Source organism: Vibrio sp. R15-SG3-ISO1A, from assembly GCF_059833955.1.
Genome location: NZ_JCBDGH010000027.1, coordinates 38,639 through 58,521, shown reverse-complemented (window position 1 = coordinate 58,521; position 19,883 = coordinate 38,639). Strand labels below are relative to the sequence as shown.

General features: G+C 47.8%; 18 protein-coding genes. 5 read left to right on the top strand and 13 right to left on the bottom strand.

What is annotated here, in order from left to right; all coding sequences use genetic code 11:
* Positions 1-34: 34 nt before the first annotated feature.
* Positions 35-1,228, bottom strand: a complete 1,194-nt coding sequence (locus AC6R0L_RS02865) for a class I SAM-dependent methyltransferase (protein WP_500628155.1) — start codon at positions 1,226-1,228, stop codon at positions 35-37.
* 168 nt (positions 1,229-1,396) lie between these two features.
* Here AC6R0L_RS02865 and yccX point away from each other — a divergent pair, with 168 nt between their 5' ends.
* Positions 1,397-1,669, top strand: coding sequence for an acylphosphatase (yccX, locus tag AC6R0L_RS02860; RefSeq protein WP_500628154.1), 273 nt, complete (start codon positions 1,397-1,399; stop codon positions 1,667-1,669).
* A gap of 31 nt (positions 1,670-1,700) precedes the next feature.
* On the opposite strand, the gene AC6R0L_RS02855 is transcribed toward yccX, so the two are convergent.
* From AC6R0L_RS02855 to AC6R0L_RS02830, 6 genes are all read right to left on the bottom strand, one after another.
* Positions 1,701-2,030: a TusE/DsrC/DsvC family sulfur relay protein gene (locus tag AC6R0L_RS02855; RefSeq protein WP_500628153.1), complete on the bottom strand. Its 330-nt coding sequence runs from the start codon at positions 2,028-2,030 to the stop codon at positions 1,701-1,703.
* A 142-nt stretch (positions 2,031-2,172) separates the two neighbouring features.
* Entirely contained in the window at positions 2,173-2,835 is a 663-nt protein-coding gene (locus AC6R0L_RS02850) for a Bax inhibitor-1/YccA family protein (RefSeq protein ID WP_334555402.1), read from the bottom strand.
* A gap of 188 nt (positions 2,836-3,023) precedes the next feature.
* Positions 3,024-3,773 (bottom strand): amino acid ABC transporter ATP-binding protein, encoded by a 750-nt coding sequence (locus AC6R0L_RS02845; RefSeq protein WP_500626443.1) that lies wholly within the window; start codon positions 3,771-3,773, stop codon positions 3,024-3,026.
* A gap of 22 nt (positions 3,774-3,795) precedes the next feature.
* Positions 3,796-4,893 (bottom strand): amino acid ABC transporter permease, encoded by a 1,098-nt coding sequence (locus AC6R0L_RS02840; RefSeq protein WP_334555400.1) that lies wholly within the window; start codon positions 4,891-4,893, stop codon positions 3,796-3,798.
* 1 nt (position 4,894) lies between these two features.
* Complete coding sequence (locus AC6R0L_RS02835; RefSeq protein ID WP_500628152.1) at positions 4,895-6,100, bottom strand: amino acid ABC transporter permease; 1,206 nt, start codon at positions 6,098-6,100, stop codon at positions 4,895-4,897.
* A 78-nt stretch (positions 6,101-6,178) separates the two neighbouring features.
* Positions 6,179-7,207, bottom strand: coding sequence for an amino acid ABC transporter substrate-binding protein (locus tag AC6R0L_RS02830; protein ID WP_334555398.1), 1,029 nt, complete (start codon positions 7,205-7,207; stop codon positions 6,179-6,181).
* 455 nt (positions 7,208-7,662) lie between these two features.
* Here AC6R0L_RS02830 and AC6R0L_RS02825 point away from each other — a divergent pair, with 455 nt between their 5' ends.
* Positions 7,663-8,610: a precorrin-2 dehydrogenase/sirohydrochlorin ferrochelatase family protein gene (locus AC6R0L_RS02825; protein ID WP_500628151.1), complete on the top strand. Its 948-nt coding sequence runs from the start codon at positions 7,663-7,665 to the stop codon at positions 8,608-8,610.
* A gap of 96 nt (positions 8,611-8,706) precedes the next feature.
* On the opposite strand, the gene AC6R0L_RS02820 is transcribed toward AC6R0L_RS02825, so the two are convergent.
* A complete protein-coding gene (locus AC6R0L_RS02820; RefSeq protein ID WP_500628150.1) occupies positions 8,707-9,192 on the bottom strand; it encodes a YajQ family cyclic di-GMP-binding protein in 486 nt (161 codons plus the stop codon).
* Between the two features lie 24 nt (positions 9,193-9,216).
* Entirely contained in the window at positions 9,217-10,269 is a 1,053-nt protein-coding gene (locus tag AC6R0L_RS02815) for a 3-deoxy-7-phosphoheptulonate synthase (protein ID WP_500628149.1), read from the bottom strand.
* Between the two features lie 211 nt (positions 10,270-10,480).
* Here AC6R0L_RS02815 and AC6R0L_RS02810 point away from each other — a divergent pair, with 211 nt between their 5' ends.
* Positions 10,481-11,368 (top strand): putative PEP-binding protein, encoded by an 888-nt coding sequence (locus AC6R0L_RS02810; RefSeq protein WP_500628148.1) that lies wholly within the window; start codon positions 10,481-10,483, stop codon positions 11,366-11,368.
* A gap of 113 nt (positions 11,369-11,481) precedes the next feature.
* Positions 11,482-11,961, top strand: a complete 480-nt coding sequence (locus AC6R0L_RS02805) for a PaaI family thioesterase (protein WP_500628147.1) — start codon at positions 11,482-11,484, stop codon at positions 11,959-11,961.
* Here the strand turns inward: AC6R0L_RS02805 and AC6R0L_RS02800 are convergent.
* Positions 11,930-13,315 (bottom strand): hypothetical protein, encoded by a 1,386-nt coding sequence (locus AC6R0L_RS02800; protein ID WP_500628156.1) that lies wholly within the window; start codon positions 13,313-13,315, stop codon positions 11,930-11,932. The genes AC6R0L_RS02805 and AC6R0L_RS02800 overlap by 32 nt on opposite strands.
* Positions 13,316-13,402: 87 nt before the next feature.
* On the opposite strand from AC6R0L_RS02800, the gene AC6R0L_RS02795 reads away from it, so the two are divergent.
* Positions 13,403-14,239, top strand: a complete 837-nt coding sequence (locus AC6R0L_RS02795) for a CvfB family protein (RefSeq protein WP_500628146.1) — start codon at positions 13,403-13,405, stop codon at positions 14,237-14,239.
* A 174-nt stretch (positions 14,240-14,413) separates the two neighbouring features.
* On the opposite strand, the gene rsmF is transcribed toward AC6R0L_RS02795, so the two are convergent.
* The 3 genes from rsmF to AC6R0L_RS02780 all read right to left on the bottom strand — a co-directional run bounded on the left by rsmF (position 14,414) and on the right by AC6R0L_RS02780 (position 19,852).
* A complete protein-coding gene (gene rsmF, locus AC6R0L_RS02790) occupies positions 14,414-15,832 on the bottom strand; it encodes a 16S rRNA (cytosine(1407)-C(5))-methyltransferase RsmF (RefSeq protein WP_500628145.1) in 1,419 nt (472 codons plus the stop codon).
* Positions 15,833-15,951: 119 nt separating this feature from the next.
* A complete protein-coding gene (locus tag AC6R0L_RS02785; RefSeq protein WP_500628144.1) occupies positions 15,952-18,600 on the bottom strand; it encodes an MlaD family protein in 2,649 nt (882 codons plus the stop codon).
* Complete coding sequence (locus tag AC6R0L_RS02780; RefSeq protein WP_500628143.1) at positions 18,593-19,852, bottom strand: PqiA/YebS family transporter subunit; 1,260 nt, start codon at positions 19,850-19,852, stop codon at positions 18,593-18,595. Before AC6R0L_RS02780 ends, AC6R0L_RS02785 begins: the two co-directional genes overlap by 8 nt.
* Positions 19,853-19,883: the final 31 nt, after the last annotated feature.

Genomic DNA, 19,883 nt, shown 5'->3' with positions numbered 1-19,883 from the left:
GGTCGGCTCTGCTTTTGGAAACAATGTTAAATCTTCAAAGCACCTTACACGCAAACCCTTTCAAATAGAAACCTTCTGGATAAGCGCTATCAGTAGGGTGGTCGGCCGCTTGTTCAAAGCGTTCAACAAACTTTACTTGGCGACCGGAATCGATAGCGGCGTCAGCGATGACTTTCTGGAATAACTCACCACTCATAAGGCCTGAACAGGAGTAGGTCAGCAGTGTGCCGCCTGGCTTTAAAATTTGCATCGCGAGCATGTTGATGTCTTTGTAGCCATTCGCGCCGGAGGTTAAATTGTTCTTGCTTGAGACAAACTTTGGCGGGTCCATGATGACGACATCAAATTGAGTGCCTTGGTCTCGGTATTCACGCAATAGCTTGAACACGTCTGCATTAAGAAATACCGCGCGCTTCTTAGAGATATCAAACTCGTTTAGCTCGGCATTAAACTTGGCAGTATCGAGTGCTGGCTGAGAAACATCTGCATTGATAACGCGTTTTGCACCACCTTTGAGTGCATAAAGACCAAAGCCACCAGTGTAGGAGAAACAGTTAAGGACTTCTTTGTCTTTAACGTATTTGGTGGCTTGCTGTCGGCTGTCACGCTGGTCGAGGTAGAAACCGGTTTTGTGGCCGTTAACAATATCTACGCTGATTTTGACGCCGTTTTCTTCAATGACAACTGATGGGGGGGGTAATTCACCATGAAGAACTCCGGTTGTTTCCTCTAATCCTTCTTTTTTACGCACCGCAACATCTGATCGCTCGTAGATATGGCAATCAGGAAAGACTTCAGTGAGCGCAGAGACAAGCACCGATTTCTGATATTCGGCACCGGCACTTAATAGCTGACAGACCAAATAGTTCTGGTATTTATCGATAGTAACCCCGGGTAAGCCATCAGATTCAGCCGCGATCAGACGGTAACCCGTTAACCCGTCACGTTCGATGATATCTTGGCGGAGCAATTGTGCATCTTGAATACGCTTGACAAAAAAGGCGTGGTCAATGGGCTGTTGTTCAAAAGACCATACTCGAGCACGAATTTGAGAATTTGGAGAATAGGCGGCTTTCGCCAACCATTGGCCATTTTGGGCATAGACATCCACCGTTTCACCGAGCTGGGGTTTGCCTTCGACTCTCTCAATACCGCGCGAGAAAATCCAAGGGTGCTTACGTTTTAGTGATTTATCACGGCCTTTCACAAGGTAAATCGCTGCTGTCATTACTGTGCTCATTAGTTTGGAAACAAAGGTCGGGTATTTTCGAGGATGTCACCGGGAAAATCAAATAAAACCCCGTCTATTGGATGTTTGCTGTTGGGAGCGAGCTCAATCCCAAATGGTTGACTTTGGTTCATACTGACGAGTAAGAGGCATTAAGAGGATGATATTATGACGCAGCAATGCAAGCGGTTTATCGTATCGGGGACAGTTCAAGGGGTAGGTTTTCGCTATCACACCTCTTATCAAGGAATGACTCTAGGGCTAGCCGGCTATGCGAAGAATTTGAACAACGGTGATGTTGAAGTGGTCGTGTGTGGTGAGGAAGAGGCCATTGAACAGATGGCCTCTTGGCTAACGCACGGTCCCAAAACGTCACATGTGGAGTCAATGATTTCGGAACCATTAACCTATCGAGACTTTAAAGGATTTGAAATTCTCTGATGCCATCCATGACTAAGTACTAAGCAGGTGGCTACAGGCATTTCGCAGGCTTAGGTAATCCGGCTAGTTTTGTCGCTTGTTTGGCTGGGCCTTGTTTAAACAACTTAAACAGGTACTTACTGTTTCCTTTTTCTGGGCCATGTGCTTTTTCCATCGCTTTGACGAGCATTCTGACCGCAGGCGACGTATTAAACTCTTCATAGAAGTGACGTACAAATAAGATCACTTCAAGGTGAGCATCGGTCAGTTCTATTCCTTCCATTTCAGCCAAGGTGGGGATCATCGCTTCCTCCCACTCCGTATGATCTTTTAGGTAACCTTGTGCGTCTGTCTCAATCGTTTTGCCCTTGTATTCGAACATCTTATTACCTTGCTGGATTCAAAACGGCTATAGGTTAGCGTAGCTTTGCAAATGACACAATCCTAACACTTCGCCGGGCGGTCATAACAAAAAGCCCCAACATAATGTCGGGGCTCTAAACAGTTGTTCTATTGCGATACGATTAATCGTCGTTCATCACACCTAGAATGCTCAAAAGGCTGATGAAGAGGTTGTAGATAGAAACGTACAAGCTCACTGTCGCTGAGATGTAGTTTGTCTCACCGCCACGAACGATTTGCTGAGTGGTTAGCAAAATTACACCGGTAGAGAAGAGGACAAACATACCGCTCATTGCCAGGTACAACATCGGCATTTGCAGGAAGATGTTCGCCACCATGCCGATAAGCAAGACAACAAACCCTGCCATAAGCACGCCACCTAGGAAAGAAAGGTCACGTTTAGTGGTCAGTGCGTAAGCGGATGCGCCAAGAAACGCTAACGCAGTACCACCTAACGCGGTGACGATGACATCACCCATGCCTGCGCCGACATACGCGTTAAGAATCGGACCAAGCGTGTAACCTAGGAAGCCAGTGAATAGGAACGTAAATACCAAGCCCATGCTGTTGTTGCGGTTTTTCTCCGTTAGGAATAGTAGACCGTAGAAGCCGACCAGCATGATGATAAGGCCAGGGCGAGGTAGATTCATCGCCATAGACACACCAGCCACGACCGCAGACCAAAGCAGGGTCATAGAAAGGAGTGCGTAGGTATTGCGCAACACCTTATTGGTTTGTAGAGCACTTTCTTGTGTAGAAGTGCGGGTAAACATAGGACTGTTCATAATCTTCCTCGTGAAGTTTTATGTTTATACCGACATATATGAGGCTTATCAGTAAAAAGATCAAGCCCCAACGAGTCTAGTCGTTAGTAAAATAATAATAGAAATAGAAACTTAAGCATTTTGAAAGATGTAACACAATATAACAATCAAAAAAGGGCGACCGAAGTCGCCCTTTGCTTACCCATCAATCAATGATGGAGAATTTGTGCTAGGAAGTTTTGTGTGCGATCAGACTGCGGATTTTCGAAGAAGTCTACAGGATTGTTTTCTTCGATGATTTCACCTGCATCCATAAAGATGACCCGATCGGCGACCTCTTTCGCAAACCCCATTTCGTGGGTAACACAAAGCATGGTCATCCCTTCACCGGCCAGTTCAACCATAACATCCAACACTTCTCGTACCATTTCTGGGTCGAGTGCAGACGTCGGTTCGTCAAACAGCATCACTTGCGGGCTCATACACAACGAGCGAGCAATCGCAACGCGCTGCTGCTGACCACCAGAGAGCTGACCTGGGTATTTATCTGCTTGATCAGGGATCTTCACGCGTTCAAGGTACTTCATCGCGACGGCTTCCGCTTCTTCTTTTGGCATCTTCTTAACCCAAATCGGTGCGAGCGTACAGTTTTCTAGCACAGTGAGGTGAGGGAAGAGATTGAAGTGTTGAAAACACATGCCGACTTCGCGTCTAACTGCCTCAATGTTCTTGAGGTCTTCTGTCAGCTCGTTACCAGAAACAATGATTTGCCCTTTCTGGTGCTCTTCTAAGCGGTTAATGCAGCGAATCATTGTGGACTTGCCAGAACCTGACGGGCCACAAATAACGATTTTCTCGCCTTTTTTGACATTGAGGTTGATGTTTTTCAGTACATGAAACTCACCATACCACTTGTTCATATCCTTAAGTTGGATCATGTAATCTTGTTGTTGCGTCATAATACGTCCTTGAGCTTATAAATTATCGTTTGTGACCGGTATGGAGTTTGTTCTCTAGCCAAATCGAATATCTCGACATGCCGAAACAAAATACCCAGAACACTAACGCGACAAAAACATAACTTTCCGTAGCAAAACCTAACCACTCAGGGTCGGTGTTTGCGGCTTGGCCAATACCGAGTACGTCAAACATACCGATAATCAAAACAAGACTGGTGTCTTTGAAGAGGCCAATAAAGGTGTTCACGATAGAAGGAATGGTGATCTTCAATGCCTGAGGCAAAATGATCAGTCCCATTTTCTTCCAGTAGCTTAAGCCAAGTGCATCGGCCGCTTCATACTGGCCTTTTGGAATCGCTTGCAAACCACCGCGGATAACTTCAGCCATGTAAGCAGCACTAAACATCACTACACCAATCAAAGCGCGAAGCAGCTTGTCTGTCTCTGAGCCTTCCGAAAGGAACAGTGGCAGCATTACCGACGCCATAAATAGAACAGTGATGAGCGGCACACCACGCCATACTTCGATGTAAACGGTACAGATGCTGCGAATAATCGGCATCTCTGAGCGTCTTCCGAGCGCAAGAGCAACACCAATCGGCAGCGAAACGACAATACCGACCAAAGCGATGATCAATGTGACCAGTAGTCCGCCCCATTTGTGTGTCTCAACGACTTCTAGGCCGAAGAATCCACCATACAGTAGACCTGCGATTAAAAACGGGTAGACGTTAACAAAGAACAGCCACAGCCAAGTACGTTTAGGTGTCTTCTCGTAGGCAAGCAATGCCGTAAACACCGCTAGCGTGAAGTAGAACAGGCGAGGACGCCAAAGCTCTTCTTGCGGGTAGAATCCATACATAAACTGTTCCCAGCGTACGCTGATAAATACCCAACACGCACCGTCTCGACTACAAGCGTCACGAGTTGTGCCAACCCAATCAGCGTTAATCAGTGCCCAATCGACGATGTTCCAGATCAAACTGAAGGCGACATAGGCAAGTATGACGGTAACCACGGAGTTGACCGGGCCGTTAAATAAGTTCTTACGCAGCCATCCCATCACACCCACAGTATTTGCCGGTGGCGGTAGGCTAGGTTGAAATTGATGTACTTTCATTCTATCTCTCCACCAAAGCGACTTTTTTGTTGTACAAGTTCATCAGTGCTGACGTGAGCAAGCTGAGAGTCAGGTATACGCCCATGGTCATCGCAATAATCTCAATCGCCTGACCAGTCTGGTTAAGTGTTGTGCCTGCAAATACCGAAACCAAATCAGGGTAACCAATCGCCATTGCGAGCGATGAGTTTTTAGTCAGGTTCAAGTATTGGCTTGTGAGCGGAGGAATAATGATACGCAGCGCCTGTGGAATGACGACGAGCTTCAATGTACGTGAGCGAGGTAAACCTAGCGACATGGCCGCTTCCGTCTGACCGTGGTTCACCGCGTTGATACCGGAACGTACGATTTCTGCAATAAAGGACGCGGTATAAATACTTAACGCAAGCAGAAGTGCTGCAAGTTCAGGGATGATGCTGATGCCACCACGGAAGTTAAAGCCCTTCAGTTCAGGGTATTCCGCGTGAATAGGAGAACCCATCACAAAGTAGGTCACAACGGGTAACGCAACGATTAACCCTAACGCGATTCGCCCAACTGGGGTTTGCTGTCCGGTGAGCTTTTGTTTGTTTTTTGCCCAGATGGCAACAAGTAGCGTCGCGACTACGCCGAACACAAAGGCAGCGACCACGACAGATGACCCTTCACCAAAAATAGGTGCAGGGAAATACAGGCCGCGAACGTTGAGGAAAATGGCTTCCCCTAAACTGAGACTCTGGCGCGCTGAAGGCAGTGCTTGCAGAACGGCGAAATACCAAAAGAAAATTTGCAGTAACAGGGGAACGTTACGGAAGATTTCGATATAGACCGCGGCAAGACGACTGACCAACCAGTTGTTGGAAAGACGCGCAACACCCATGACAAAGCCAATCACAGTCGCAAGAATGATCCCTAAGAAAGAGACCAATGCCGTGTTCAGTAAGCCGACCAAAAAGGTCCTTCCATAAGAGAAGGTTTCATCATATTCAACAAGGGTGAGGCCAATCCCAAAGCCCGCTTCTTGTCCGAGGAAGTCAAAACCAGTGGCAATGCCCCTAGCTTCGAGGTTCGTTAAGGCATTATTGACTATTGTGTAAAAGAAAAAGACCAGAGCGGCTATCGCAATGATTTGGAAGACGACCGATCGAAAAGTGGGATTGTAGAGAAGGTTTGCGTTGGAAGCAGGCGCACTACCTGCATTACCGGCAACAGTATTAGTAGGTTTCATACAGCTATAACCTCAAATCCATTTTTAATAAAAGGGCGGGGAGACCGCCCTTTCTTTGTTTGTTGTTATGTACTGCGATTAACGGATTGGTGGAGCGTACATAAAGCCGCCTGCATTCCACAGAGCGTTGACACCACGAGAGATCTGTAGTGGAGAGCCTGTACCTACGGTACGTTCAAAACTCTCACCGTAGTTACCCACTTGCTTGATGACTTGGTAACCCCAATCATCACGGATACCTAGGCCTTTACCTTTAGGACCGTCAACACCAAGAATACGTTTGATGTTTGGATCTTCAGACTTCAGCATTTCATCTGCATTCTTAGATGTAATGCCGTACTCTTCTGCGTTGACCATTGCAGACAGTGTCCATTTCGCAATGTTAAACCACTGATCATCACCTTGACGAACCACAGGACCTAGAGGCTCTTTAGAAATGATTTCTGGTAGAACCTGCGCTGAGCTTGGGTCTTGTAGGTTTAGACGAAGTGCGTACAGACCAGATTGGTCAGTTGTTAGCACGTCACAACGGCCTGCATCGAAACCTTTTGAGGTCTGAGCTGCGGTATCAAATACCACTGGCTTGTATGACATGCCATTGTTGCGGAAGTAGTCCGCTAGGTTAAGTTCGGTAGTTGTTCCTGACTGAACACATACTGATGCGCCGTCAAGCTCTTTAGCACTCGTAAGACCTAGGTCTTTTTTGACCATAAAGCCTTGGCCGTCGTAGTAGTTTACGCCAACAAAGTTAAGACCAAGTGCGGTATCACGGTGCAATGTCCACGTTGTATTACGTGACAGTACATCGATTTCACCGGATTGAAGTGCAGTGAAACGCTCTTTAGCAGTAAGCGGAACGTATTTAACTTTTGTTTTGTCACCCAGTACAGCTGCAGCAAGTGCTTGACAGTATTCCACGTCGATACCTTCCCATTCGCCCTTCGAGTTAGGGTTTGAGAAGCCCGGTAGACCAGTACTTACACCACAAGTAATAAAATCTTGTTTAGTCACTTTATCCAACGTGCTATCAGCTGCAGATGCGCTTGTAGACATCAAAGCAGTAGATGCAGCTACGACAGAAGCAAGAACTGTTAGTTTATGTGCCATTTGTATCCTTCCTGTATGATCCATGTTAAGTCAGGTGGAACCTGAAAAAACGAGTGAAATATGTTGTGTCTTAGTATTTATTGACTGAGCTGATTGCACCACTGGTAACCAAATCAATCGTTTATAAGCGTAGGTAAGGATCTCGAAATTCTCAACTTCATAATTTAAAAGAATTTTTGAATGAAATCACAAACCTCAACAATGATTAGAATGGCGAAATGTTATCTGAATGTAAATAGTGCAACTGGGGATCAGATTGGTGCGTCAGAATGTGATAGTTAATAATTCTAAATGATCAGACTATCAATTGTTGCCAAGATGCTAAATTGGTATGAATGACTGCGATCGAAGTTAAATTCAGAGTAATATTATTTTAATTGTTAGGGTGGGGTGAACACGATGCCCCATTTTTGGTAGTATCGTGAGCTAGTACAAATGGTTTACCAAGGATTGAAATGCAGTATTTTCCGCTGTTTATAAACCTCAATCACCAGCCAGTTCTTGTGGTGGGAGGGGGCGAGGTCGCCAGTCGAAAAGTGGACAGCTTAGTGAGAGCTGGCGCCGATGTGACCATTGTGTCACCCAAGATTGAGCCCTATTTAGCACGCTTGGTGGAGCAGGAACGTTGTCGCTGGATACAAAGTTTCTATTCGAGTGAGCTGTTAGACCAACATTACGTTCAAGTATGGGCAACCACAGACAATCCTGAGTTAAATCACCAGGTTCACTTCGATGCGAAAAAGAAACGCCTGCTCGTCAATGTCGTGGATGACCAACCTTATTGCGATTTCATTACCCCCTCGATTGTGAATCGTGGTCGAATTCAGATCGCCATCTCTAGTGGTGGCGCTTCCCCAGTTTTGGTGAGAAATATCCGCGAAAAACTCGAGTCGATATTACCTCACAACTTATCACTGCAAGCTGACTTTGCAGCCTCAAAGCGCAATGATATTAAGCAACATCTCGCCAGCGTTGATGAAAGGCGAACTTTTTGGGAAGCGTTCTTTGCCAACTCAAATGTGCAAGAGATGACCAGTCTTGATGAGCTCGAAACGCACTATCAAGCCTTACTCAGTGAAGGCATCACCAAACCCGCTTCGACTGTCTGGATTGAATGTGGTGAAGATGTCGAGTTGTTGTCGCTAAAAGCGCTGAAAATCATGCAAGAAGCGGAACTCGTACTTCATAGTGAGAACTGTCCTTTCGCGTTTGTCGATTTGGTTCGCCGCGATGCTGAGCGCACGCCTTTTGAAAGTAGCGCCGACCTGGCTCAGTACTTGATGTCTGCCAAACAGGAAGGGCTGAAAGTGGTTGTCTTGCTTGAGGCGGGGGCAAGTGAAACCAAGTTGTTACAGGGTAGTGATTTAACGATTAGACAAGCCACGATCGCAGCAAAGCGCTAACCTTTGCGTTTTGTCTGTATTAGAAAAAAACAAACCCGCTGTTCAGCGGGTTTGTGCTAATTACTCACTGCTATGTGAGCATGGCTTCGTTAATCGTTAGTCACGAAAGTTTTCAAACTGGAAAGGTTGGCCGAGTTCTGCTTCGCGGATGAGTGCCATCGTCGCTTGTAAATCATCACGTTTTTTACCAGTCACGCGCACTTTTTCACCTTGAATAGAGGCTTGGACTTTGATCTTAGAGTCCTTGATGTGCTTGACAATTTTCTTCGCGACTGGCGTTTCAATGCCTTGCTTAAAAATGACGACTTGGTGCCAGTTGCGACCGGAGGCCTCCTCGGTCTTCGCTTCCATTGCATTGACGTCTACGCCACGCTTAGTGAGGTTAGAGCGTAAAATGTCACGCATTTGCTTGAGCTGGAATTCACCTTCGGCATTCAGTTTCACGGATTCGTCTTTTTGCAGTTCAAACGTCGCCTCAACGCCACGAAAGTCGAAGCGAGTCGATAGTTCACGTGATGCGTTGTCGACGGCGTTGCGCAATTCAACCGTGTCGATTTCTGAGATAATGTCAAAAGAGGGCATAATGTACTCCGAAATAGTCGTTGATTAAGGTCGCGCTTTCACAGCGTCAGCAAGCATGTCCAGCATCTGCACAGTGTCATCCCAACCTAAGCATGGATCAGTAATGGATTGACCATAAGTGAGATTGTTGAGGTCACACATGGATTGGTTGCCTTCGACAATAAAACTTTCGGCCATAATACCGGCAATCTGATGCTTTCCTGAACGGATTTGCTCACTGATGTCCGCTGCCACATCCAGCTGTTTGCGATGCTGCTTTTCACAGTTGGCATGGCTGAAGTCGACCACAAGACGCTGCGGTAAATCAAATTGAGCGAGTTGCTCACAAGCTGCCGAGACCGATGCCGCATCAAAGTTCGGTCCTGTGTCACCACCGCGAAGAATGATATGGCCGTATGGGTTACCGCTCGTGCGATAGACCGTCATGCGTCCATTTTTGTCTGGCGAGTAAAAGTAGTGCGATGCCATAGAGGCACGGATCGCGTCGATGGCGATTTTAACATTGCCGTTGGTGCCGTTTTTGAAACCGACAGGGCAAGAGAGGGCTGACGCCATTTCACGGTGAATTTGTGACTCTGTCGTGCGCGCGCCAATCGCACCCCAAGTGATTAAGTCAGCGATGTACTGGCCGGTGATCATATCTAAGAACTCAGTGGCGGTTGCCAAGCCAAGCTTATTGATATCGAGCAGGAGTTTACGTGCTTTGTTAAGACCAGTTTCCAGCGCGTACGAACCGTCTAGGTTGGGGTCTGTAATTAAGCCTTTCCAGCCTACGACCGTGCGTGGTTTCTCAAAATAGGTGCGCATAACGATAAAAAGCTCGTCTTTATATTGCGCTTGAATCGCAGAGAGACGCTGTGCGTAGTCGATCGCCGCCTCTGTGTCGTGTACCGAGCACGGGCCAACAATCACGAGTAGGCGAGAGTCTTCGCCAGTGAGAATTTGCTCAATTTGACGGCGCGAAACAGCAATACGCTCGGCGACATCATCAGTAATCGGGTGGGCGCTTCCAAGTTCTGCCGGAGTTGGCATCGGGCCTAAAGGCTGCGTTCTTAATTCATCGGTTTTTAATGGCATACCAGAGCCTGTTCTTTTTATTGCGAAGCGCTAAAGATAACGGAAACGAATCAAGTAATAAACTACTTATCCTGAAACTCTTCCAGTGCGAAGCGTAAATCTGAAAAACTATTCAAAAATGTTAGTTTTAAATTCTGTTTTGCCCTTGTCTTCACTGGCGCGAGTCGGTATGTTTCAAATATCACAATAATAATCTAAGTACGGAGCAGTAATGAGTTTATCCGGTTCAAGCAATTTGCATTCTGCATTGAGTAGTGGCGACGCCCTACCTAATGTCGACGGTCAACAAGGTGGACAACACCTCTTTGTTTCCTTATCTGAGCTCATCCTAGAGCACATTTTTTACCATCCTAGCTTTGAGTCAGCCACATCGCCGCTCGATCCACTACAACGTAGTTCTATCGATGCGATGTTGGGTGAACAAGATCTCAAGACGCACTTTGTTTCTACCTTGGTCTCAATCATCTCTGACGCCATCTCCCCTGAGCACAAAGTTGTGCGTGTATCGCTAAGTAATGCGGACAGCCATGCAATGCGTTCGCTATTGGGTGGTGATGTGGAGCCTGAGGTGGTGAATCCAGCACTCGGTATGCGTGGCGTGTCTCGCTATGCCCAGCCAGAGTTTAGCGCCAGTTTTGTCCTAGAGTGCGATGTGATCAAAGCATTAAGAGTGCAAGGCCATCAGGTTGAGATTGTGGTGCCGTTTGTTCGTGCTTTATCTGATGCCGCGAAGATCATCGATTTGCTTGCCGAGCAAGGACTGCCGCGCGGCCTTGACGGGCTCAAGGTGCTTTATACCGTCGATGTACCGTCTTCTGCGCTGATGGCCGAGCGTCTATTGCACTATTTTGATGGCGTCGTGATTAATTTGGAAAACCTAACCCAATATACGCTGGGTATCGATCGTCTAGACGAGACACTACACTATTTGTTTGAACCACAAAGTGAAGCGGTGCTACAACTGATTGACATGACGACCAAAGCGGCAGAGAGCGTCAGTAAGCCGGTAATCCTAACCAGCAGTGGCCTCTTGAACTACGCAAAAATCCAAGAGTATTTGGTCGAACGTGAACACGTTGAACTTGTTGTGACGGTGTAACTGACTAAGTAATCTGAGTTATCTCACTATCTGAAAGTGCAATGTTAACAAAATGTTGACATTGCACGTCTTCCATATTCAACTGGTTCTAAATCCACTAGTCGGACCAGTCTATGTTAACCCCTCTTACTAAAGCGAACTTTTACCTCAATTACTTTGGCTTTCTCAAAGTCCCCCTAATTTGGCTCTGTCGACCTAAAATTCTCCAACTGGATGAGCAGCGTGTAGAGGTAAAAATTCCACTAAAAAGACGGACTAAAAATCATCTCGGCAGTATGTATTTTGGTGTCTTGGCTGTTGGTGCAGACGTCGCAGGCGGTTTCATGGCGATGAGTAAAGCTCAGGCGCGAGGCAAGCAGGTGTCTCTGGCTTTTAAAGCGGTGGAAGGGCAATTCTTAAAGCGACCTGAGGCGGATGTCCACTTTGTCTGTGATGATGGGGAGCTGATTGACAAGATGCTTGATGAGACGTTCGCGACCGGTGAGCGCGTTAACCAAGCAGTGAAAATTACCGCCCTCTGCCCAAGCCTACATGGCGATGAGCCGATGGCGGAATTTTTACTTACTCTGTCACTAAAGCGAAGGGGTGAGTGAAGTCATCCACCTCAATTTGCTCAATCGCAACGATTTTGCTGCGGTTGAGCACGATTTTCCAACGGTAATAGTTTGTGTTTCCGTCGTGATTGTCTTCTTTGACAATCAAGTTGAGCAGGTGACGCTTTTCAACGGATTCGCGGCTCACCTGACTGTTGTTCAGAGTATAAATTTTGTTTGAGCCCTTATCCATCAAACGGGTAAACGGTCGCATGCTGAGTAACAAGGTTTCGCGCGTTTCTTCATAACCGCTCATAAACTTCGATGTAGTCATCTCCGTCTCTGAACGATAGTGTAAAATTTGTTCTTCCCGTTGGACGACGCGCTTTTTGCGAATCGACTTGATGCGGTCGGGAAGTTTGTCGAGCCCAAGATAATCAAGCCATTCGAGTTTTTGCCCGACGGTCTTTTTGGTTGTCGGATCCAGGTAGGTTTTACGCCACTTAGGTCGGCCGCGTCGAATCCAGCGCCACATGACGTCCCGCAGATCGTCTTTAAATATCTCGCGTAGCGCGTAGACAAATGACATCAAAATGATGAACGATGCGGTGATCTCACCCCAATAATCACGAGCCAGAATCGCGGTAATGGTGACAAACACCATCACAAACCCCGTTGCACTGCCTTTCACAATTCGCTTTAGATTGTTGCCCAATGATTGCGTTTTCTCTTGTAGAACGATGGGGTGCTCTATCAAGCGCCTCAATAAGCGCATTTTATTACTCAGGCGGGTCACATCGCCTATCACGCTTTCTGAGTTGTAGTTATTGAGCTTTCGATGCGCGGCTTCTTTCTCAACAATGGTGAGCAATCGCTCTTTGAGCGTCTTGTATTCACTGTCACGTGGCATGTGGGCAACCAATGACATCAGCCTTTGCCCGGTGTACCAAGAGAGGTAGTTATCGATGTTGGCGTAGTAGCGTTTCAGCCCCTCTTCATAAGGAATACTCCGACGCAGCTTTTTCAAAATATCGAGAGAGAGTTCGATGACTTCGTCTACTTCATCGGTGGTGACGGACTCGGAGTTGTGTTTGTTCAATTCGCTGACCGCTTTATCTAACGCAATCACATATTGGTAGGCGAACAAACTTAAACTGACGCGGTACTGAGTTGAAGAGAGTCGTCCTCGTTTGGCAAGGCGACTGTGAACGAGCGGAAGTAGCGTTTTGTCACTGAAATAAGCGCGTTTTTGCGCCAGAGACTCGTAATAGAATTCACTCTCTTTGACGATGTCAGCGTTTAAGCCAAGCTCACCGGGAATGAAAAAGTAGAGGTCGAGATCCGACTTCTTGGTTGAAGCCATTGCGTGAGAAATTTTGAGAGTGCTGCCATCTTGTTTGTCTACCGTGACCAAGAAAATCTCCATAAAGTTCAAATTAGCTGGCGAAAGCATATCAGAGATTGGGTATAATCGCCGCAAATTTAGCAAGAGACCGTTGAAATGATTAACGTTGGTAAGGTAAACCACTTAGAAATTGTAAAAAAAGCCGACTTTGGACTATTTTTGGATGCTGGAGAGTACGGCACCTCTTTGCTGCCAAATCGCTTTGCGCCAAAAGACGCGGAAGTGGGCCAATTTATTGATGCGTTTCTCTACTTTGATTCCGACAACCAGTTGGTGGCGACGACTGAAACTCCGATTGCCGAAGTGGGCCAGTGGGGGCTGATGGAAATCCAAGGGGTCAACAGCACCGGTGCTTTCGCCAATTGGGGAATTAAAGGCAAGGATCTGTTGATCCCGTTCAGTGAGCAGCGCGCCCGCTTTAAAGAAGGTCAAACTGTGTTGGTATACGTTTATACCGACAAAGCATCTGGACGTATTGTCGGGACCACCAAATTCAACAAACTGCTGGATAAAACCCCGGCGCCTTATAGCAAAAACCAGCAAGTCGAGCTGTTGATTGCAGAGCGCAGTGACTTAGGCTTTAAAGCGATCGTTGAAGGCCAACATTGGGGCATGATCTTTAAGTCTGACGTGTTTGGAAAACTCTTTATTGGTAAGCGTCTTAAAGGCTACATCAAAGCGATCCGTGAAGATGGTAAAATCGATCTCTCGCTGCAAAAAGTCGGTGTAGCTAAGATGGATGACTTGAGTGAGAAAGTCCTTGAGTTATTGGAGAAAAAGGGCGGCTTCCTCCCTCTTAATGATAAGTCATCGCCAGAAGCCATTTTTTCAACGTTTCGAACCAGTAAAGGGACGTACAAGAAAACCATTGGCGGTCTTTACAAGCAAGGTCGTATTCGTATCGAGCAAGATGGGATTTATCTCGCCGATTAATCGACTTGAGACAAAAAAAAAGGCCCGAAGCGGATCATGCTTTGGGCCTAGGGGAAGGGCTCCTACAGAGCCTGCGCTAACTGTCTGATATTCATCACCAATCAATACTTCAATTGTAGTTCAAGATCAGTATGGCGCCAGGCAATGACGAAATTTCATACCTTGGTTTAGGGATTAAAACAGATTTTTGTCTCTTACCAGCTCTCTAGGTAGGCCATTTTTGATTCGATTTCCGACCCATTTCCCGAGTCCAATCACATCGTTACCGTATTTGACCAGCACTTCACCTTTGCCTGTTTGCGCCGGTCTCACATCTCTTCCCATGTACCACTCTCTGGCATCATCAATAGAAAGTTCGACACTGTTCGCTTCATTCCCCGTTGCCAGTGCGGTGGCGACTTGGTGTTGCCAGCGATAGCCTTTCTTATGCGCTTCGGCGATTTTTATTCCCATCCGTGAAAAGCGCAACTCGCCGAGCATCGGCTCGAGCGCATCGGGGAACAGCCAGACATCGTTGTCACGCAGCCAAATCGTGGTGTGTTGAGGCAGAGAAACAGACAGCGCGTCTTGTAGTGCGCTAGCGATCGCTTGCTGCTCTTTTGCCGATGCTTTCTGAAACGGAAATTTACCGAGGCGTTTTTTTACATTAGGTGGTGTCGCAGCGCCAGTTTTACGTATTTTTGCCACAAAGAACCCTTCACAGTCATAGACTTGAGGGAAGATGTGCAAAAAGCCTTCGGCGGTTAGCGCTTCGTCAGCACCCGGGAATAAGGATTCAAGGCTTTCAAATTCCACCAACTCGCCAAAGGTTGATTTTAAGTGCTGGCACACTTGCTGGTTCTCTTCCACGCTGAGCGTACAGGTCGAGTAGACCATGACACCGCCCGGTTTTAGGGCGTGAAAAGCACTTTCGATCAGATCTTTTTGCGTCTCAGCGATCGATAGCACTGACGCTTTACTCCAGTTTTTCATCGCATCGGCATCTTTGCGAACCGTGCCTTCCCCAGAGCAGGGTGCGTCGATGAGAACGGCATCGAACTGCTCTGGCAGCCAACCACCAAACACACGGCCATCGAAGTTAGTCAGGGCGGCGTTACGAATACCGCAGCGCTCAATATTCGCATGGAGTACTTTCACGCGGCTAGCGGAAAACTCGTTCGCCACCAATACGCCTTCATTGTCCATCAGCGCAGCGATTTGTGTCGTTTTTGACCCTGGTGCAGCCGCCATATCGAGCACCGCCTGAAAGGTGTCATCACCAGAAAAGAGCGCAGAGACAGGCATCATGGAACTGGCTTCTTGGATGTAAAACAGCCCCGACATGTGTTGAGCACGATTCCCCAGTGGCACGCGGGTTTCATCAGCATCAATCCAAAATCCTTCTTCACACCAAGGCACTGGGGTCAACACCCATCCTTGCTGCTCAGCCAGCGCTTTAAAATCGTCCACTGTGGTCTTGAGAGTGTTGACGCGGACACTTTTTCTAAGTGGTCGTTGGCAAGCGGCGATGAAGTCATCCATCGTCAAATGAGACGGAAGGATGGTTTGCATTTCAGCGAGAAAGTCGTCAGGGAGATAAACGTTTTGGTGCACTCTGCATCTCTAAGTAGAAAATTTGCCGAGAGTGTAGCAAAAACGCAGCCACTTGGCTGCGCTTTTACTGATGATAGGTGATAGGTGATAGGTGATAGGTGATAGGTGATAGGTCTTGGCTAAGGTTTTGGTATCACCGTTCGCCAGCTGCGCCAGCTCTCTTCTGCTTTCGGGTGCAGGTAGAAGGTATGGCCATCTTGAGCTATCGGCTCGAGCTGTGTTTGTTGCGGCGTGGCAAAGGTGATCCCGCCTCGCACTATGCTTTCAACCGTACCTGCTTTGATATTGGCACCGGTTAGTCCAATCGACACATCCACACCGGAGGTGTTCCAAAATACGCTATTACGGCGCACTAGATAGGCGTATTCCGGCAGAATATCAATGTCGATGTCGACGCGATCGGCAAATTCACCTAACGATACTGCTCGCACTTGGCCCACCTCGATCTCACGATACAAAATCGGGGTGCCACTGGTGACTGAGCCTCGGCTTTCGGTTTGCAATCTAAATTGCACCCCTTTATGAATTTGAGGCGCAGTGTTAAGTGCGAACTGATGTTGGGGCTGGCCATTACCAGGATCAACATTAATACTTGGCGTGATTAGATTGTGGATGTTTTTTACTCCCGACAGGCCAATCTCTGCCTGTGATTGCCAAAAGTGCGACCCTGAAACCGCAATGGTTTGGGCGTATTCCGGCAAGATGCGAGCTTGAATTTCAACGCCGCCTTTGGAGAACTCTCCGTTGGAAAATATGGGGGTAACAAGCGTGACTTCGCCGACATGGACACCGTTGTAGTGGATAGGCGTGCCTGCTGTGATCGTTGTGCTGCCGTCAAAGTGTAAGGTGACACGTTGGCCGTATTTACGTGCGGTTTTGAAATCTTTGTATAGCAACCACTTGTCTTTTTGGCGGTTGTCGACCCCCGGCAAGGAATCAAAAGCAATCCCACCCTGGATGATGGTTTTCAGTGGCGCAGCGGTAATGTTGACTCCCGTTAAAGAGGCGTCCACCTCAACGCCAGAGCGATTCCAGAACACGGTTTGCTCACTCAAAAGGTGTTTGTATTGATTTTCAATATTCGCATCGATGATTACACCACCGTCAACCAAGCGAAAATCCGAGACGCTGCCGACTTGCAAGTTGCGATAAAGCAGTGGGCTACCTTTGCTGATTGAGGGTAATTCGGGGGCAAACAGTGTAAGGGTTTGCCAGCCAGAGACATTGTATTTGGCAAGCTCAGCCAAAGACTGACTCGCATACAGCGGATAGCGCTCTTTGGCTTCACCACTGCCTTCACTGACAAAACTCACCGAGCCGGTCAACAGCTGTTTAGCAGGCGGCACAGAGATGTTGAGCCCAGATTCGGTGAGCTCAGCGCTGGCACTGCCGGTGACAAAAAATCGGTTTTGAGAACGGATTAATTCGGAATATTCCGCGTCAATCAGCAGATCGAACACGACCTGATCATTAATGAGAGATACCTGCGTGATGGAGCCAACCGTGATGCCTTTATAGAGGATGTTCGCCCCGGCATCTAATCCAAACGAGTTGTTGGACGTCAGTTGCAGCGCAATTGAACGTGCTTGCTGCTTGTTAAATTCAAATTTACGCACGGCGTTGAACTGCCTTGCGCGCTGACCATCTCCGGGGATCAAGGTGAGGTAATTGCCTTGGACTAAGTTAGCCAAGTTTTCCACACCCGATAGCGAAACTTTCGCCTCTTCGAGAACAAAACGACTGCCGGTGGTGAGCATATCGCTGAACGCCGGCTGAATAGCGGCGGAAGCGATGATTTTTTCACGCCCTTCACTGAGCTGCAATCCGGTAATCTGCCCGACCTCAATACCACGGTACATTATGGGGGCACCTGAGGCCTTGATATGGTTGTCGTCAGGTAGCGCAATTTGGATGGCGATACCACGTCCTGCCGTCTTTAGGTCGCGATACAAACGAAACTCTTCGTTGTCTTCGACGGGCTCTCCGCCATCGGGGGAGTCAACCGCAATAGAGCCGCTGAGCAGGGCGCTCAAACTTTCCAGTCGAACATCGACCCCTTCAAAACCAATATTGGCGCCAATGCCACTGACGTTCCAAAAGCGGCTCTGGTCGGTAATGATGTGGCGATATTGCTCGCGGATTGACGCTTTGATGAGGACGTTCTTCGCGTCGTCATCCAATTTGTAGCTGTAGACTTCGCCAATTGGGATTTTTCGATAGACGATCTGTGATCCGATGGAGATCCCACCCAGATCGCGCGATTTCAAGGTGATGTTTAACCCTTGACGCGCGAGAAGATCGGACGGGGCACGATCCAGCGCGGTATAAACACTCTTAGGTTCAGACGCTTCATCACCAGGTTGAATCGCAATGTAGTTCCCTGAGACCAGAGCATCCAAACCGGAAATGCCGGAAAGGCTGGCGGTCGGTTTGACCATCCAAAAACGTGTATCTTGACCAAGTAACTGAATCGCTTCGGGGTAGATGTCGACATCCACGTAAATGTTGTCCAGATTGCTCGACAGGTTGATGTCGCGCACCATGCCCACTTCGAGCCCTTGGTAGCGAATGGTGGTGCGCCCGGCGACCAAACCTTGCGCATCAGAAAAATAGATCTGCACGCGTTGGCCTGCATCCTGAATAGCTTTAAACACCAGCCAACCTGCCAGTGCCATGGTCAAAATGGGCAATATCCATAGCGGGGATAAGCCTTTATTGCGCTTAATATCTGGCGTGTAGGCATTTTGATTGGGCGAAGCATTACTCATGCGAAGAGGTGTCCTTGTAGGAGGTTTTAGGGTGGTTATCCCAAATGAGTCTCGGGTCGATACTGTCTGCGGCTAGCATGGTTAAGATGACCACAATACCAAAAAAGACGGCGCCGTACCCTGGGGTAAAATTCAAAATTTGGCCACGGTCAACCAAGGTCATCATGATGGAGATAACAAACAGATCCATCATTGACCAGCGGCCAATCCACTTGACGATAAAGTAGATTTTCATTCGATAAATATGATTGATCGAACGTTGAAAATGGATGGCGAGCAAGATGTACGCTAAGCCGAGAACCTTCGCGACCGGAACGACAATACTTGCGATGAAAATGATGGCCGCAATGCCCGCCATATCATTGTTCACCAATGAAGCAACACCCGAGAAGATGGTGTCTTCTAAACGTTGTCCGTTGGTGATTAATATCGAGATCGGGATCAGGTTGGCGGGAAAAATCGCTATCGTTGCCGCCACCAAGTAAGCCCAGGTTGTTTGGACTGAGCGCGGTTTACGATGATGGATAGGTTTTTCGCAGCGGCGACAGTGCGTACCTTCTGGCTGTGACAAGTGGCAATGGTGGCAGTGGAGCGATTTTTCGCCCAGAGTTAATGTCTCTTCAGGCAGGTAGGCTTCCCAATAGCGTCGGATGCTAATGCGGGTTAAGAGCAGTACAGTCGCTAACTGCAATAGCACTAGGCCATAAAGCCCGACACCGACGAAGATGTCTGAATAGTCTTGCAACTTGAAGCAAGAGATCGCAACGCTAACCAGAAAGACATCAATCATCACCCAATGCTTGAGTGCCGCGATGGTTTGCAATGACCACTTAAGTAAAGAGAAGTGGCGCTTGGCGAGGGCAATGTGGGCAAGCAGAACGCTTGAGCACACCAAAAACGGCGCAATCGAACTGCAAAAAAAGACCAGCAGTGCTAACCATGTAAAGCCTTCATCGACGAGCGCAATAATACCGGCTGGGAGTGTCGCTGGGATCATGACACCAAACAACCGGATACTGATGAAGTCAAAAAAGTGCGAGGGAATAAACAGCATCAAACAGGTGATGGCGATGGCTAAGTTGCCTGAGAGAGAAGGGGTGCCACCCCGATAGAGTTGCGTTCCACAACGCGGACAAAATGCGCTCTTTCCTTGTTCTACCTCACAGGTGTCCACTGCGAGCTCGCAGCCATGACAAAGACGAACTTGGCGAATCTCGCTAGTGTGAGAGTGGAGCGGCGAGGCGCGTTTCATTGAGCGCCTCTTTGTGTGACGTTGTCACTGT

Excerpts from the sequence above, each read along its gene's own strand:
- AC6R0L_RS02840 (WP_334555400.1), bottom strand. The coding sequence starts at position 4,893 with ATGAAAGTACATCAATTTCAACCTAGCCTACCGCCACCGGCAAATACT.
- AC6R0L_RS02825 (WP_500628151.1), top strand. The coding sequence starts at position 7,663 with ATGCAGTATTTTCCGCTGTTTATAAACCTCAATCACCAGCCAGTTCTT.
- AC6R0L_RS02855 (WP_500628153.1), bottom strand. The coding sequence starts at position 2,030 with ATGTTCGAATACAAGGGCAAAACGATTGAGACAGACGCACAAGGTTAC.
- AC6R0L_RS02795 (WP_500628146.1), top strand. The coding sequence starts at position 13,403 with ATGATTAACGTTGGTAAGGTAAACCACTTAGAAATTGTAAAAAAAGCC.
- AC6R0L_RS02805 (WP_500628147.1), top strand. The coding sequence starts at position 11,482 with ATGTTAACCCCTCTTACTAAAGCGAACTTTTACCTCAATTACTTTGGC.
- AC6R0L_RS02810 (WP_500628148.1), top strand. The coding sequence starts at position 10,481 with ATGAGTTTATCCGGTTCAAGCAATTTGCATTCTGCATTGAGTAGTGGC.
- AC6R0L_RS02865 (WP_500628155.1), bottom strand. The coding sequence starts at position 1,228 with ATGACAGCAGCGATTTACCTTGTGAAAGGCCGTGATAAATCACTAAAA.
- AC6R0L_RS02780 (WP_500628143.1), bottom strand. The coding sequence starts at position 19,852 with ATGAAACGCGCCTCGCCGCTCCACTCTCACACTAGCGAGATTCGCCAA.
- AC6R0L_RS02845 (WP_500626443.1), bottom strand. The coding sequence starts at position 3,773 with ATGACGCAACAACAAGATTACATGATCCAACTTAAGGATATGAACAAG.
- AC6R0L_RS02835 (WP_500628152.1), bottom strand. The coding sequence starts at position 6,100 with ATGAAACCTACTAATACTGTTGCCGGTAATGCAGGTAGTGCGCCTGCT.
- yccX (WP_500628154.1), top strand. The coding sequence starts at position 1,397 with ATGACGCAGCAATGCAAGCGGTTTATCGTATCGGGGACAGTTCAAGGG.
- AC6R0L_RS02850 (WP_334555402.1), bottom strand. The coding sequence starts at position 2,835 with ATGAACAGTCCTATGTTTACCCGCACTTCTACACAAGAAAGTGCTCTA.
- AC6R0L_RS02820 (WP_500628150.1), bottom strand. The coding sequence starts at position 9,192 with ATGCCCTCTTTTGACATTATCTCAGAAATCGACACGGTTGAATTGCGC.
- AC6R0L_RS02785 (WP_500628144.1), bottom strand. The coding sequence starts at position 18,600 with ATGAGTAATGCTTCGCCCAATCAAAATGCCTACACGCCAGATATTAAG.
- AC6R0L_RS02830 (WP_334555398.1), bottom strand. The coding sequence starts at position 7,207 with ATGGCACATAAACTAACAGTTCTTGCTTCTGTCGTAGCTGCATCTACT.
- AC6R0L_RS02815 (WP_500628149.1), bottom strand. The coding sequence starts at position 10,269 with ATGCCATTAAAAACCGATGAATTAAGAACGCAGCCTTTAGGCCCGATG.